12 protein-coding genes and 6 tRNA genes are annotated in these 14,621 nt (G+C 50.8%); 11 read left to right on the top strand and 7 right to left on the bottom strand.

The genetic code is table 11. The features are described 5' to 3' along the window. The first annotated feature begins 313 nt into the window (after nucleotides 1–313). The 3 genes from HVZ52_RS06610 to HVZ52_RS06600 are packed head-to-tail and all read left to right on the top strand — an operon-like array spanning nucleotide 314 to nucleotide 4,446. On the top strand, nucleotides 314–1,873 hold the full coding sequence (locus tag HVZ52_RS06610; RefSeq protein ID WP_016153907.1) for a PTS transporter subunit EIIC: 1,560 nt from the start codon (nucleotides 314–316) through the stop codon (nucleotides 1,871–1,873). Between the two features lie 16 nt (nucleotides 1,874–1,889). Then, nucleotides 1,890–3,242 (top strand): adenylosuccinate lyase family protein, encoded by a 1,353-nt coding sequence (locus tag HVZ52_RS06605; RefSeq protein ID WP_047499818.1) that lies wholly within the window; start codon nucleotides 1,890–1,892, stop codon nucleotides 3,240–3,242. Continuing rightward, nucleotides 3,235–4,446, top strand: coding sequence for an amidohydrolase family protein (locus HVZ52_RS06600; RefSeq protein ID WP_181599019.1), 1,212 nt, complete (start codon nucleotides 3,235–3,237; stop codon nucleotides 4,444–4,446). The genes HVZ52_RS06605 and HVZ52_RS06600 overlap by 8 nt, the downstream gene beginning before the upstream one ends. On the opposite strand, the gene HVZ52_RS06595 is transcribed toward HVZ52_RS06600, so the two are convergent. Both HVZ52_RS06595 and HVZ52_RS06590 read right to left on the bottom strand, forming a co-directional pair. After that, entirely contained in the window at nucleotides 4,439–5,986 is a 1,548-nt protein-coding gene (locus HVZ52_RS06595) for a hypothetical protein (protein WP_181599018.1), read from the bottom strand. The two genes, HVZ52_RS06600 and HVZ52_RS06595, sit on opposite strands and share 8 nt — an antisense overlap. An 83-nt stretch (nucleotides 5,987–6,069) precedes the next feature. Continuing rightward, nucleotides 6,070–7,308 carry an Nramp family divalent metal transporter gene (locus HVZ52_RS06590; RefSeq protein WP_016153911.1) on the bottom strand — a complete coding sequence of 413 codons (1,239 nt, stop codon included), beginning with the start codon at nucleotides 7,306–7,308 and terminating at the stop codon, nucleotides 6,070–6,072. A 344-nt stretch (nucleotides 7,309–7,652) separates the two neighbouring features. On the opposite strand from HVZ52_RS06590, the gene nupC reads away from it, so the two are divergent. Further along, nucleotides 7,653–8,855 (top strand): nucleoside permease NupC, encoded by a 1,203-nt coding sequence (gene nupC / locus HVZ52_RS06585; RefSeq protein ID WP_016153912.1) that lies wholly within the window; start codon nucleotides 7,653–7,655, stop codon nucleotides 8,853–8,855. A 153-nt stretch (nucleotides 8,856–9,008) separates the two neighbouring features. On the opposite strand, the gene HVZ52_RS06580 is transcribed toward nupC, so the two are convergent. Both HVZ52_RS06580 and HVZ52_RS06575 read right to left on the bottom strand, forming a co-directional pair. Continuing rightward, nucleotides 9,009–9,084 (bottom strand) — tRNA-Ala (locus HVZ52_RS06580). 42 nt (nucleotides 9,085–9,126) lie between these two features. Beyond that, a tRNA-Ala gene (locus HVZ52_RS06575) sits at nucleotides 9,127–9,202 on the bottom strand. Nucleotides 9,203–9,423: 221 nt separating this feature from the next. Between HVZ52_RS06575 and HVZ52_RS06570 the strand changes: the two genes are divergently transcribed. Together HVZ52_RS06570 and HVZ52_RS06565 are read left to right on the top strand one after the other, a co-directional pair. Next, a complete protein-coding gene (locus HVZ52_RS06570) occupies nucleotides 9,424–9,786 on the top strand; it encodes a YfeC-like transcriptional regulator (RefSeq protein ID WP_181599017.1) in 363 nt (120 codons plus the stop codon). Nucleotide 9,787: 1 nt separating this feature from the next. After that, nucleotides 9,788–10,180, top strand: a complete 393-nt coding sequence (locus tag HVZ52_RS06565; RefSeq protein ID WP_016153914.1) for a YfeC-like transcriptional regulator — start codon at nucleotides 9,788–9,790, stop codon at nucleotides 10,178–10,180. Nucleotides 10,181–10,236: 56 nt separating this feature from the next. Here the strand turns inward: HVZ52_RS06565 and gltX are convergent, their stop codons facing one another. Beyond that, the gene (gene gltX, locus HVZ52_RS06560) at nucleotides 10,237–11,652 is read right to left on the bottom strand and encodes a glutamate--tRNA ligase (protein WP_005130009.1); all 1,416 of its coding nucleotides are present in this window, start codon (nucleotides 11,650–11,652) and stop codon (nucleotides 10,237–10,239) included. Nucleotides 11,653–11,910: 258 nt separating this feature from the next. On the opposite strand from gltX, the gene HVZ52_RS06555 reads away from it, so the two are divergent. From HVZ52_RS06555 to HVZ52_RS06540, 4 genes are all read left to right on the top strand, one after another. Further along, nucleotides 11,911–11,986, top strand: a tRNA-Val gene (locus HVZ52_RS06555). Between the two features lie 46 nt (nucleotides 11,987–12,032). Continuing rightward, nucleotides 12,033–12,108: transfer RNA gene (locus tag HVZ52_RS06550), tRNA-Val, on the top strand. A gap of 46 nt (nucleotides 12,109–12,154) precedes the next feature. After that, nucleotides 12,155–12,230, top strand: a tRNA-Val gene (locus HVZ52_RS06545). Between the two features lie 4 nt (nucleotides 12,231–12,234). Further along, nucleotides 12,235–12,310, top strand: a tRNA-Lys gene (locus tag HVZ52_RS06540). A gap of 80 nt (nucleotides 12,311–12,390) precedes the next feature. Here HVZ52_RS06540 and HVZ52_RS06535 read toward each other — a convergent pair. Continuing rightward, the gene (locus HVZ52_RS06535) at nucleotides 12,391–13,317 is read right to left on the bottom strand and encodes a LysR family transcriptional regulator (protein ID WP_016153919.1); all 927 of its coding nucleotides are present in this window, start codon (nucleotides 13,315–13,317) and stop codon (nucleotides 12,391–12,393) included. Between the two features lie 89 nt (nucleotides 13,318–13,406). Between HVZ52_RS06535 and HVZ52_RS06530 the strand changes: the two genes are divergently transcribed. Further along, nucleotides 13,407–14,405 (top strand): bile acid:sodium symporter family protein, encoded by a 999-nt coding sequence (locus HVZ52_RS06530; protein ID WP_016153920.1) that lies wholly within the window; start codon nucleotides 13,407–13,409, stop codon nucleotides 14,403–14,405. Here the strand turns inward: HVZ52_RS06530 and HVZ52_RS06525 are convergent. Continuing rightward, entirely contained in the window at nucleotides 14,402–14,620 is a 219-nt protein-coding gene (locus HVZ52_RS06525) for a DUF3820 family protein (protein WP_019077344.1), read from the bottom strand. The genes HVZ52_RS06530 and HVZ52_RS06525 overlap by 4 nt on opposite strands. Nucleotide 14,621 lies beyond the last annotated feature (1 nt).

Here is a 14,621-nt window from a genome sequence, read left to right as displayed (position 1 = left end):
CCGTAACGGGCAAGGGAGGCTCACCGTCTCCCTTGCCACCCAGGCTTCCGGCAGGAAAAATCGTCACTTCGTGATCCATTCGCCTTATGTCGTCTTCCTTCGGATCGCTTCAGTACGCTGACTTTCAGTTCAATCCGTTTCGCTTTAATAAAAAATACCTTTGCAGCTAATCAATCCTTAAGTGACCAGCATTAACCTGCAGGCTGCTTTTTTATGGTCAAATCCTGCGCTTTTTATTTTTCACTATTTGCCCTTGAGCAAAAATCTCCTGAACGTATCTTATCCTCAAGAGAATTCACGTCAGGATTAACTTATGAATGCTAATTTTAAGAATGAAATTCAGACATTCGGTCGATCGCTATTATTACCGATCGCCGTACTGGCGCCAGTGGGGATGGTCATGGGAATTAGCGCTGCGTTAGGGCAGAGCTATATGATTGATAAACTCCCCTTTCTGGGCAATGAAATTTTCAGAGCAATTCTCTCTTCTCTGGGATTAATCAGCAGCGTCGTTTTTAATAATATTCCTTTACTGTTCGCGATGGGTGTCGCCTACGGTATGTCTAAAAAAGAAAAAGGGATTGCTGTATTTGCGTCCGTCGTGGCTTACCTGACTCTGCTTATCGCCATGCATGTGCATCTTAAGCTGGCAGGTACGCTGGCGAAAGAGGATATGGCTTTCGTCGGACAGGGAATGGTATTAGGTATTCAGACGCTGAAAATCGAAGCGCTGGGCGGCATTATTGCCGGGCTGCTGGCAGCTAAAATAACCGACCGTTTTTACCGGCTGCAATTACCTCTCGCTTTCGCCTTTTTCAGCGGTAAAAAATCCGTCGCGATCTTAGCCATTGCTTTTTCCATTCCCGTCGGCTTGATCATTCCTTTTATCTGGGATCTGTTTACCGCAGGTATGCGCGCCATATCAACAATAATGATGGCACCCAACATTGGTGCAGGTATCTATATGACGCTCAATCGCCTGCTGATCCCGTTTGGCCTGCACCACGTCCTCAGTTCCACCGTGCGTTTCACCGCGGCAGGCGGTACGTACCTGATTGACGGGCAGACCTATGTCGGTATTTTGCCCGCTATCAATAAAATCCTGTTTGAGCTTGGTCCCACCCATCCGGCCTGGAAAGAGTATATGCCGACGCTCACCAGCTATCTTGCCTCATCACAAATGCTCACGACGCTGTTCCGCGTTCCGGCGATTGGTCTGGCGATGTACCACATGGCCTATTTCAAGAATAAGAAATTTGCCAAAGGGATGATCCTGACCGTGGTGCTAACCGCCATGCTGGGGAATATTACCGAACCGCTGGAGTTCTCCTTCCTGTTTATCGCGCCAAAACTCTTTATTGTCTATGCGGTACTCTGTGGCTTATTGACCATTCCACTGCAATTACTGGAAGTCTCCATCGGCTATATTCGCGGCACCATTTTTGATTTTGGTATTTTCGGTTTGATGTATGAACACACCCAATGGATTAATTTAATTATCCTCGGCGTGATTAACTTTGTTGTCTTCTATTTCGTCTTCCGCTTTGCGATCGGTAAATTTGATATTAAGACCCCAGGCCGCGAGAGTGAAATCGCTGACAGCACCTTACTGAACAATAAAGAGTACGACAAAGTCGCCGAACTGGTGATTCAGGGGCTGGGCGGGACAGACAATATCAAGCGCGTTGAAAACTGCGTTTCACGGTTACGTATTGATTTGAAAGATCAGAAAAAAATGGACATGGCCATTCTTAAAGAATCTGGCTCGCTGGGAACCTTTATCCCCTCCAGCAACCATGTTCATGTGGTATTCGGCCCACACGTAGAATTTGTCCGTAACGCGGTAGACGACCGCCTCGTCGGTGCGAAATAAATTCAAGGAGATAGTAATGCGTGCACTGTATGATTCAAAAAGCAAAACGATCGACGATCGAGGAATGAAATCTCTGCTCGCACAGCCAGCGCGGGTACAGTCATGGCTCGATGTTGAAGCCGCCCTGGCTCAGGCACAGGCCGGACACGGCATGATCCCCGCCAGCGCCGCAGTCAATATTACCGCTAACTGCCACGTGGATAAGATTGACCTGACGGAAATGGAACGCCTGCTGCGCGAGATTGGTCACGGCTTCGTTCCGGTCATCAAAGTGCTGGTCAAAGCCTGTGACAGTGAAAGCGGAAAATACGTGCATTACGGCGTCACCACGCAGAATATTCAGCAAACAGCACAGCTTTATCTGGCAAAGCAGTTCGATACCATCATGCAGGGTTTTGTGGACGATATTCTGCGTAACCTGGCAAAGATGGCATCTGACCATAAAGCAACGATTATGGCCGGACGTACCCACGGTAAGCACGCGCTGCCCATCACCTGGGGCTATAAAGCCGCCGTGTGGATTGATGAGTTACTGAGCGCCCAGCAGCGCATGCGGGAAGCGGAAAAACGCGTCTTTACCGTGATGATGGGGGGAGCCGTGGGCGCCTTCCACGCGACCGGTGAAACCGGCCGCCAGGTTCAGGATAGCGTTGCCCAAAAGCTGGGAATGCATTCAATGGCGATTCCCTCCCGCAACTCGCGCATTTACCGCACTGAATACATCAGTAATTTGTGCCTGCTGGCGACGACGTTACACAAAATAGCCGAAGAGGTTTATCAGACCTCAAGTGAAGAGTTTGCCGAAGTTTCAGAAGCCTTTACTAAAGGCACCGTTGGCAGCAGCACCATGCCGCAAAAAGTAAATCCTAAACTGGCGAAGGGGATCATCGCCAACGCGCAGAAATTGTACTCAGTAATGACCTCCTGCCTGTATGTCAGCCCACGTCCCTTCGAAGCAGACAGCTCCGCTTACTTTATCTTTGACGGTAATATTCAGGAGAGTATGGAGTTAATGGCTGAGATTGTGATGCGAGCCGAAGAGTTGACGCGGACGCTGGTCATCAATCCTGGTCGTATGCGCCAGAATGTGCAGTTAACGCATGGTCTTATTAATAGCGAAAAAATCATGATGCAGCTGGTGGAAAGGCTGGGCAAAGATGCCGCACATGAACGCGTCTACCAACTGGCAATGCGCAGCACGCATGAAGGCATCCCCTACGCTGATGTGCTGCGTGATGACCCTCTTATTCGCCAGCACTTTAGCGACTCAGAAATTAATACGCTGCTGGATCCTGCTCACTACATCGGCCTTTGCGCAGAAATCGCCGAGGAAACGGCCGCTCGCGTATGGGAGAAAGACAATGGCTGATCCCCTGCTTTCTCTGGCAAGTGAACGCATTGTCACCCCGAATGGAATCGAAAGCGGCTATCTACATATTGAAAGCGGACGTATTTCTGGCCTCGACAGTACGCCACGCGGAAAAATCGTCGATTATCGCCATGCCATGCTGATGCCCGGTTTTGTGGATATTCACGTTCACGGCTGGGGGAGAGGGTCGTTTGCCTGGAGAGGTGAACGCCGTTCTTTGCAGGCGATGAGCCGGGATCTGGTTAACGCCGGGGTTACCGCGTGGCTTGCAACATCAGCCACCCAGCCGGAAACGTTCTTGCTGGAGAGTCTTTCCACCGCCGCAGACTGGATTGCAGACGCAAAAGCGGAAGATGGTGCCGAAGCGGTGGGTATTCATATGGAAGGCCCCTTTATTAACCCTGCATACAGCGGAATGCAGAGCAAGGACGCGATTCAACCACCCGGTATCGAAGGATTCAAACGCTATCAGCACGCCGCGAGGGGAAATATCCGTCTGATGACGCTCGCACCTGAACTGCCGGGCGCCCTGGCGCTAATCCGCTATTTACGCCAGTCAGGCGTCACCGTGTCAGCCGGTCATACCGACGCCACCTTTGATGAAACCACTCTCGCTATTGAAGCCGGTTTAACCCACTTTACCCATGCATTTAGCGCCATGCGCGGGCTGCATCACCGGGAGCCTGGCGTGGTGGGGGCGCTGATGTACCATCAGAATACGTATGCCGAGGTGGCAAAGCAGAGCGGGATTACGTTGCGACCAGAAGTGTTCGACATTCTCTATCGGTTGAAAAAAGATCGCCGGTTGGTCATGGTCAGCGATTGTCTGGGATATGTGGATTTTCCCGAAGGATCTGAATTCCACCATTACCTGCGCCAGGAGACGTTTCGCATTCACAATCATTGTCTTGAAATCACTGACCACAGCGGAAAGCCCCGAACGGTTTCACCCACGGAGTGGTCCGAAGTGTGCAAACTGGAGATGAGCTTTCTGGACTCCGTGAAAAATGTGGTCGACAGGCTGGAAAAAGGCTGGGTTTCAGCCGCGCAGATTGCCTGCCTTAATCCGGCTATCCTGGCGGGTGTTGACGCGAGAAAAGGCAGCCTGACGTCAGGAAAAGATGCCGATATTCTCGTGTTGGGTGCAGAGTTAAACCTGGAAGCCGTCTGGTGTCGCGGCGTTTCGCAACCTCTGGCTAAATAAAAATATCACTGTAATGCGTATCAAGAAAAATTTTTAACGCCTCCTGGCTCATTCCCTGAACCTGCTGAATAAAGTCCTCAGCAGGTATTTTTTTGCGCGCGGAGGGAAGTCCATTTTCGCGTAATAACAGGAGATCGTCCTGCGTGAGCCAGAAATTCACTTTGACATAATCCAGCCCGGCGTAGCGGAGATGACTCGATATCTTGTTTGTAAAGGTAATCAGCAGGTCGAATTCGAGCTGCTGAAGCCGCGCAATCTCATTGATGTTGATGCAGGCGGGGATTTCAATATGGAAGCGGGAGAAAAGCATCTCTTTAAAATAGCCGACCTTACTCTCTGACGAGTTCGTCACAATAATGACCCGCTTTTTCTTTTCACCAACAACCCGATTTTTGAGCGCATACTTTTTGATAATCAGCACCAGGGTTGCCAGGTGAATAGCAGAAAAGGTCGTTTGCCAGTGATGTTCAATCTCCTTCACCGCATACTGGACATGATCCCAGAGCTCAGGATAGCGTCGCTGGACATCATGGAGCTTTTTATCATCGAACCAGAGATGAAATTTATTCTGGATGATGGCGGCATAGATAAAATTATAAATCTCTGCAAACCAGGCGTGCTGATTGTGAATGGTGTTCTCCAGACATCCGGCTAAAGCGTGACAGGTGCGCTTAACGTAAGAGACCAGCCGGGCGTCGTATAATGTGAAGGGGCGATGAGTAAACGTCAGTGAAGCAATCAGCAGATCCAGACAGATATTTTCATCCGCATCAGGCAATACGCCATAAGGAAAGGTTGTCAAAAACTCAGCCGCCGAACTCTCCGTAATTCTGTGTCCCCTGCGGATACGGTGCAGAGCAAGGCTAAGATAGACCAGTAAGTATTTTCTGCCGTTATATCCCAGGGCGATGACCGGACTGATTTTCTCTTCGTAATAGTCTGCCGCCTGGTTTATCTGTGCAGCACACTCATGAAGAAACTGTTCGGCAATCGAACGGCCTGTCGGCTCATTGGCCTGGTGGGCGATAAGTCGGTGATCCTCACCAATTTCGACCGTTTTTAGTATCGTCATGCACGCCGCCAGCCGCAGTTGGAACTCATCCCCCGCAAGCCGGGAGCCCTTACGCGGGATACTTTGCACAATCAGATCGCGTTCCTGCACCAGGCTCATCATGACGGGATTATCATTTTTCACCGTTCCCGCACTGACATAAAATTTTTTGTAATAATCATTTTTATTCACCACATCGTGCAAACAGAGCGCCACAAAGAGATCCTTCACCCTCTCTTCTGCCGTAGTGATATAGCGATTAAACTGGACGCGCGCTAAAAACTGTCGGTATTCGCTGTAGCCAATCCGGGTGGTAATAAACTGATTATCCTGATGTAGCTGGACATTTTCTGGCAGAAGTTCATTGAGCTCTTTCATTGTCCGTTTTAGCGTGGAGAGCGTTTTACCGAAACGCTCGACGGCCTCTTCAACGGGGAGCGGACTGTTGTCCTGGAGATATTTCAGGAAAGAGAGATCAAAGTGATTCATGAACGCCTGCCAGTTAATTATGCAGGGCACATAATAGAGGAAAACCTCAATTAAAACCGTGACCCGTCGCGAGTCACGGTTGATTATAGCCCCATCGCCGTGCCTGCCAGTAGCCAGAGATTGAGCGCCACGACCAGTATCACAATGACCCAGCCAATCTGTTTAACGCAACGACGATTGACCAGATCCCCCATCAGCTTACTGTCGCTGGTGAAGATCAGCAGCGGCACCAGCGCCAGCGCGATACCAAAGCTCAGCAATACCTGGCTCATCACCAGAATACGGGTCGGATCCAATCCCATCAGAATCACAATAAATGATGGCATCATGGTGACGGTACGGCGTACCCATAGCGGAATGTGAAAACGGATAAACCCTTGCATCACCACCTGCCCCGCCAGCGTACCGACCACGGTAGAAGAGAGTCCCGCAGCCACCAGGCTTAAACCAAACACCGTCGCTGCAGCGTGACTCAACAGCGGTTCAAGGGTCAGATACGCCTGATCGAGATCGGCAATACCGGTATGCCCGCTAAAATGAAATGCAGCGGCAGCCGTCGCCATCATCGCCAGATTGACAAATCCGGCAATCGTCATAGCGATAGCCACATCCCATTTAGTGGCCGCATAGCGCTGTTGGCGTGTTCCGCCGTGCAAATGCTGAGTTAAGGAAGAGTGCAGATAAATGACGTGCGGCATGATAGTCGCACCGAGCACCCCAGCGGCCAGGAACACCGCTTCGGAATTAGGCAGGCTTGGGATCACCATTCCCTTACTAAGCTGCGCGAAGTTCGGTTGGGAAAAAACCAGCTCCACAATGTAAGCCGCGGCCACAAACAGCAGCAGGCCGCCAATCACCTTTTCCAGCGGTTTTTGACCGCGACGCTGCAGCATCAGAATTAAGAACGTCGCGATACCGGTGAGTACGGCCCCTTGCAATAAGGAGACGCCGAGGATCAGTTTGAAGCCAATCGCAGCGCCAATAAATTCAGCAAGGTCTGTTGCCATAGCGATAATTTCTGCCTGCACCCAGTAGAACCACACCACCGGGCGAGGATAATGATCGCGAATTTGCTCCGCCAGGTTTTTCCCCGTAGCAATGCCGAGTTTTGCCGACAGCACCTGAATCAGCATCGCCATCAGGTTTGCCCAGACCACCACCCACAGCAATTGATAACCAAAGCTGGCCCCTGCCTGGATATTGGTGGCGAAGTTACCCGGATCGATATAACCGATCGCCGCGATGAACGCAGGTCCCATTAATGCGAGCTTCAACTTGCGCGCTGCCCGCCCACTGCTACTCTCAACGCGATCGTTAGTCATTTTAATGCCTCAGAAACATAGCCTTTGCTATATTTCAAGCTACGCCTAATGAGAATGATTATCAAATTCATTTTAATGGGTGACGTTGATTTCTCTGATAGCGTTTGTCTATGGATCGATAAGGATTCTGGAAATACCGGCGAGATGTTTAATTATTGTTATGAGAATAGCACAATGACATAACTTTTCACTTCCATACTAAACATAACGGAAGTGTATCACCGATCACTAATTTTGAATCTCGTCACAGGTCCTTATTATAGTGTGTGTTTGATCTCGTTTTCTTTATGGTTGTTACATAGAATGTGCACGAAAACTAAACCTGCCTCATATTTGGAGCAAATATGGACCGCGTTCTTCATTTTGTCCTGGCCCTTGCCGTGGTTGCGGTACTCGCACTGCTGGTAAGCAGTGACCGTAAAAAAATCCGCATTCGTTATGTTATTCAATTGCTTGTTATCGAAGTGTTACTGGCATGGTTCTTCCTGAACTCTGATGTCGGTCTGGGCTTCGTGAGAGGCTTCTCCGAGATGTTTGAGAAACTGCTCGGGTTTGCTAATGAAGGGACTAACTTTGTCTTCGGTAGCATGAACGATAAAGGCCTGGCATTCTTCTTCCTGAAAGTGCTTTGCCCGATAGTCTTCATCTCCGCCCTGATCGGTATTTTGCAGCATATCCGCGTACTGCCGGTAATCATCCGCGCGATTGGTTTCCTGTTATCCAAAGTAAACGGTATGGGCAAACTGGAATCCTTCAACGCCGTCAGCTCTCTGATCCTGGGTCAGTCCGAGAACTTTATCGCCTATAAAGATATTCTCGGCAAAATGTCTCGCAACCGTATGTACACCATGGCTGCAACGGCAATGTCGACCGTTTCCATGTCTATCGTCGGCGCCTACATGACCATGCTTGAGCCGAAATACGTGGTTGCGGCGCTGGTTCTGAACATGTTCAGCACCTTTATCGTGCTGTCGCTGATCAACCCTTACCGCGTTGATGCCAGCGAAGAAAATATCCAGATGTCTAACCTGCACGAAGGCCAGAGTTTCTTCGAAATGCTGGGTGAATACATTCTGGCTGGTTTCAAAGTGGCAATTATCGTTGCGGCGATGCTGATTGGTTTCATCGCACTGATCGCTGCCCTGAACGCCCTGTTCGCCACCGTGACCGGTTGGTTTGGCTACAGCATCTCCTTCCAGGGCATCCTGGGTTACATCTTCTACCCGGTTGCATGGGTAATGGGTGTGCCGTCCAGCGAAGCGCTGCAGGTGGGCAGTATCATGGCGACTAAACTGGTTTCCAACGAGTTCGTTGCGATGATGGATCTGCAGAAAATCGCCGCTACGCTCTCCCCGCGCGCAGAAGGCATCCTGTCCGTGTTCCTGGTTTCCTTCGCTAACTTCTCTTCCATCGGTATTATCGCCGGTGCGATTAAAGGCCTGAACGAAGAGCAAGGTAACGTGGTTTCTCGCTTTGGTCTGAAGCTGGTGTACGGCTCTACGCTGGTGAGCGTACTGTCTGCATCTATCGCCGCACTGGTGCTGTAAGCGTAAGACAACATCGCAGTGATAAGACCGGGGAGATTCATATTCTCCCCGGTTTTTTTATGCCTGCGATTCAGCAAACCAAAGAGATAAAGAGTAAGAACTGGCAGGATGCAGAAACAAAAAACCCCCGCTTTTCAGCGAGGGTTTAAATTTTGGTGGAGCTAAGCGGGATCGAACCGCTGACCTCTTGCATGCCATGCAAGCGCTCTCCCAGCTGAGCTATAGCCCCACGATGCTTTTACGTACGTACCAAATTCATTGGGATTAAATTTGGTGGAGCTAAGCGGGATCGAACCGCTGACCTCTTGCATGCCATGCAAGCGCTCTCCCATCTGAGCTATAGCCCCATTACGTAAAGCTTGTCGAGTTGACGGGCGGCATCATATGAATTCCCTTCGCGTGTGTCAACGGCAAAATTAACTCATAGAATTCAATCGCTGAAAAAGCAGTCAAATGAAGAACATTGCGTAACAACTCGCATTCAGTAGTTAAACGCGTCACGGTTTCTACTAAAATGGTGCTATAAAATGAACCACTAATTAACCCCACGACTATTCAGGGAATCGTTATGTTCAAGGAACGGATGACGCCAGAAGAACTTGCTAATCTGACCGGATACAGCCGACAGACCATCAATAAATGGGTGCGCAAAGAAGGTTGGGCGACATCACCAAAACCAGGCGTTCAGGGCGGTAAAGCCCGACTGGTTCACGTCACCGAACAAGTTCGTGAATACATTCGCAGCGCTGAGCGTTCAGCCGAAGGTTTATCAGATAACTTATCGTTATCCGGCGAAACCTCTGTTGAAGCGCTGCTGATTAGGCTCGCTAAAGAAATGACGCCGACAGAACAGAAAATGTTTACCTCACTGATCCTGCGTGAAGGCATTACGGGTTTATTACAGCGTTTAGGGATCCGCGAAAACAAATAATATGAAAAAATTACGCAGCAAAATGACGACCGAAGAGCTGGCGGAATGTCTCGGGGTTGCCAAACAAACCGTCAATCGTTGGATCAGAGAACAAAACTGGACTACCGAAAAGTTTCCCGGCGTTAAAGGTGGTCGTGCCAGACTGATTCATATTGACTCCAGCGTCCGCGCGTTTCTGCTCAATATTCCCGCTTTTCGCAAAGTTCCTGAAGTTTATCAGGCTGAAGAACCGCTGGCAGAATACACCCACGTAGTACGCAGCCACGCGTGTCGCCAGATAATTAGCGCACTGGACAACATGTCCCCAACGGAACAAGAAAAGCTGGCGATGTATATTTCGCGCGAAGGTATTCGCACTTTTCTTACTCGTTTGGGTATTGATGAGTCTGAATAACAGGCAAAAAAAACGGCAGGATACGCTCCTGCCGTTATTTCATCGGTCAATCAGTCTTATTGCTGGCTTTCTCGCTCAGCAATAAACGCCAGCGCTTTATTAATACGCTCAATGCTGCGGGATTTACCAATCGCATGCACCGTAACGTCTAACGCCGGGGACTGACCCGCGCCGGTAACGGCTACGCGCAGCGGCATCCCGACTTTACCCATACCAACTTCCAGCTCATCAGCCGTTGCCTGAATCGCATGGTGCACGTTTTCTGCCGTCCACTCGCTAATCGCAGCCAGCTTGTCACGAACCACTTCCAGCGGCTGACGCGCAACCGGACGCAGGTGTTTCTTCGCTGCATCAGCGTCGAACTCGGCAAAGTCTTCGTAGAAGTAGCGGCAGCTCTGCGCCATCTCTTTCAGCGTTTTGCAGCGCTCACCGAGCAGTTTAACCAGCTCTGACAGCTGCGGGCCTACGCGAGTATCGATATTTTCCTGCTCAATGTGCCATTGCAGATGGGTTGCTACATATTCCGGCGCCAGCGCATTAATATAGTGATGGTTCAGCCACTGCAGTTTTTCAGTGTTAAACGCACTCGCAGACTTGCTCACCGCACCAAGGGAGAACAGTTTGATCATCTCTTCACGGGTGAAAATTTCCTGATCGCCACTGGACCAACCCAGACGCACCAGATAGTTCAGCAGCGCTTCCGGCAGGTAACCGTCGTCGCGGTATTGCATAACGCTGACCGCACCGTGACGTTTGGAGAGTTTTTTACCATCGTCACCGTTGATCATTGATACGTGTGCGTAAACTGGCACCGGCGCGTTCAGCGCTTTCAGGATATTGATTTGACGCGGAGTGTTGTTGATATGGTCTTCACCACGAATAACGTGGGTGATTTCCATATCCCAGTCGTCGACAACAACGCAGAAGTTGTAGGTCGGGGAACCGTCGGTACGGCGAATGATCAAATCATCCAGCTCCTGGTTGCTGAATTCGATCGGCCCACGGATCTGGTCGTCAAAAATAACGGAACCGTCCTGCGGGTTGGCAAAACGTACCACGCAAGGTTCATCAGCGGCATGATGCTCGTGGCCGTGGCGGCAGCGGCCGTCGTAACGCGGCTTCTCACCGTTCGCCATCTGCTCTTCGCGCAGCGCGTCCAGACGCTCTTTAGAGCAGTAGCATTTATATGCGGTGCCTGCTTCCAGCATTTCATCAATCACCGCGTTGTAGCGATCAAAACGTTTGGTCTGGAAGTACGGGCCTTCATCCCATTCCAGATTCAGCCAGTTCATGCCATCCATAATGGCTTCAATAGCTTCCGGAGTGGAGCGTTCGAGATCGGTGTCTTCAATACGCAGCACAAACTCACCGCCATGGTTGCGTGCAAAAAGCCAGGAATAAAGAGCAGTACGCGCACCGCCGACGTGCAGGTAACCTGTCGGGCTTGGCGCGAAGCGAGTTTTGATTTTCATGAAATGGCCTTACGTTTATAAAGATGCCGACAACCGGCAAATCCAGGGAAGATTATCAGGCTCGTATTCTATCACCGTGGTCTGATTCCTCAATGTTGTTCAGGTTGGAACATTACGCTTTGCCATTTTCGTATACAAATCATGCCGCACGGATTGTTTTGCGATCGTTTTGTTTAAATTTACGACGAACGAACAATTTCTTTAGAAAATGCGTTGACTCATTTTCAACTCTCCCTATAATGCGACTCCACACAGCGGGGGTGATTAGCTCAGCTGGGAGAGCACCTCCCTTACAAGGAGGGGGTCGGCGGTTCGAACCCGTCATCACCCACCAACTACTTTATGTAGTCTCCGCCGTGTAAAACAAGAAATTGAGAAGTGGGTGATTAGCTCAGCTGGGAGAGCACCTCCCTTACAAGGAGGGGGTCGGCGGTTCGATCCCGTCATCACCCACCACTTTCTCGCCAGCTGGATTTCTTGTTAAAATATGAAGTACCGAAGTGGGTGATTAGCTCAGCTGGGAGAGCACCTCCCTTACAAGGAGGGGGTCGGCGGTTCGATCCCGTCATCACCCACCACTTCGGGTCGTTAGCTCAGTTGGTAGAGCAGTTGACTTTTAATCAATTGGTCGCAGGTTCGAATCCTGCACGACCCACCAATGTAAAAAGGCGCCCTAAAGGCGCCTTTTTGCTATGCAGAGAAGAACCATTTCCCCTCTGATAACCATCAGCGTGAGCGTTATAACTGATACAACGGATCGCGGGCGCGGGCTGCGGTTAATTCACTGGCCTGCATACGCACCACATCCCACAGCGCCTGAGCAGCGGTTGATAAAGAGCGGTTTTTACGTCGGGCCAGCATCAGTTGCCGTTCAACAACCGGCGTCAGGCGCTTAACCTGCAAGTGACTGCCCTGCGGTAAGGGGAGCGCCAGCGCGGGCAGCACGCTGATGCCAATCCCCGCCTCAACCATCGGAAACAGCGTGGCGGGATGGCCTATCTCCTGAACGATATTGGCATCAATGGAAAAATGGGCCAGCGCAGCGTCGATCAGCGGTCGACTACCGGAAGCATAATCCTGTAGCACCAGGCGTTCGTGATACAAATCCTGCCAGTTCACCCACTCTCGTTGGGCTAACGGATGATCCTGGCGACACAGCAGCAGGAACGGTTCAGACAGCACGGCTTCACACTGCAGATCGGTGACTGCGCCGGGATCAATCACAATGCCAAAATCCACTTCTCCCTGGCGAATACTCTCCAGCACCCACTGCTGTGGCCGGTCGTGCAGCACAAAATCGATAGCCGGATAAAGCTGATTACTCTGGGCAATACACTGCGGAATAAGATGAGCAGAGATCGTCTGGCTGGCGGCAACCCGCACCGTGCCGGTTAACTGCGTACCTACCTGTCCGGCTTCGCGCAGCGTGCTATGCAATTCATCCAGAATACGTTCCAGCCGCGCCGCCAACTGGTGTCCGGCCTCCGTCAGTACCACTTCCCGCGTCGTTCTGTCCAATAACCGCACACCCGTCTGCCCTTCCAGCTCTTTTACACTATGGCTGACCGCCGACTGGCTTAAGCCGATGATATCCCCCGCCCGGCTAAAGCTTTTGGCCTGAGCGACGGTGACAAAGATACGCAACTGACGCAGAGAGTAATTCATCTATTCGATTCATATATGGATGCAATAAATCAATTTTATTTCTCAAACGGAAAAAAGCAAAATGTTGCTACCGAATTTCAGGAGTCTTTATGAAACTTTTTCGTATTCTTGATCCGTTCACGATAACGCTGATTACCGTTGTTTTGCTGGCGTCCTTTTTCCCGGCCGAAGGTGGTTTTGTGCCTTTCTTTGAAGGCTTAACCACCGCCGCCATTGCCCTGCTGTTTTTTATGCACGGGGCGAAACTCTCGCGTGAAGCCATTATTGCCGGTGGTAGCCACTGGCGTTTGCATCTGTGGGTGATGTGCAGCACGTTTGTTGTCTTCCCGGTTTTGGGCGTTCTGTTCGCCTGGTGGGCGCCGGTCAACGTAGACCCGATGCTGTACACCGGTTTCCTGTACCTGTGTATTTTGCCTGCCACTGTGCAGTCGGCCATCGCTTTTACGTCGCTGGCGGGCGGTAACGTTGCCGCCGCCGTTTGTTCTGCTTCGGCCTCCAGCCTGCTGGGTATTTTTCTCTCGCCGCTGCTGGTAGGGCTGGTGATGAATATGCACGGCGCAGAAGGCAGCCTGGAGCAGGTGGGAAAAATCATGTTGCAGCTGCTGCTGCCGTTCGTGCTGGGTCACCTTTCACGCCCGTGGATTGGAAACTGGGTTTCTCGACATAAAAAATGGATCGCGAAAACGGATCAATCCTCTATTTTGCTGGTGGTGTACTCCGCCTTCAGTGAAGCCGTCGTTAACGGGATCTGGCACAAAGTGGGGGTGGGTTCACTGCTGTTTATCGTGGTGGTCAGCATCATTCTGCTGGCAATCGTGATTGGCATAAATGTCTTTGTTGCGCGCAAATGCGGCTTTAACAAAGCTGATGAAATCACGATTGTATTCTGCGGTTCGAAAAAGAGCCTGGCGAACGGGATCCCAATGGCAAATATTTTGTTCCCGACTTCGGTGATTGGGATGATGGTGCTGCCGTTGATGATCTTCCATCAAATACAGCTAATGGTGTGCGCCGTGCTGGCGCGTCGCTACAAGCAACAGACGGACGCATTGCAGGCGCAACAGAAAAGCCGCGCCGCGAAGGCTTAAAGAGGACGTTTCAGGGGCTGCACCAGTTGCGTCAGCCCCTCAGTTTTAATCAGCAGCGTGATTTGCATCAGCTCGCCAAGCTTGCCCGGCGGGAATTCATCCTTACGGGCAAACCACAGCAGATACTCTTCCGGGACATCAATCAACCGACGCCCTTTATATTTGCCAAAGGGCATCACAGTATTGGCGATGTCTACCAGCTGCTGTTTTTCCATC

The organism is Citrobacter sp. RHB36-C18, assembly GCF_013814485.1.
Taxonomy (GTDB): Bacteria; Pseudomonadota; Gammaproteobacteria; order Enterobacterales; family Enterobacteriaceae; genus Citrobacter; species Citrobacter braakii.
The sequence above is the reverse complement of the archived record's forward strand: the minus strand, read 5'-3'. Positions and strand labels throughout refer to the sequence as shown.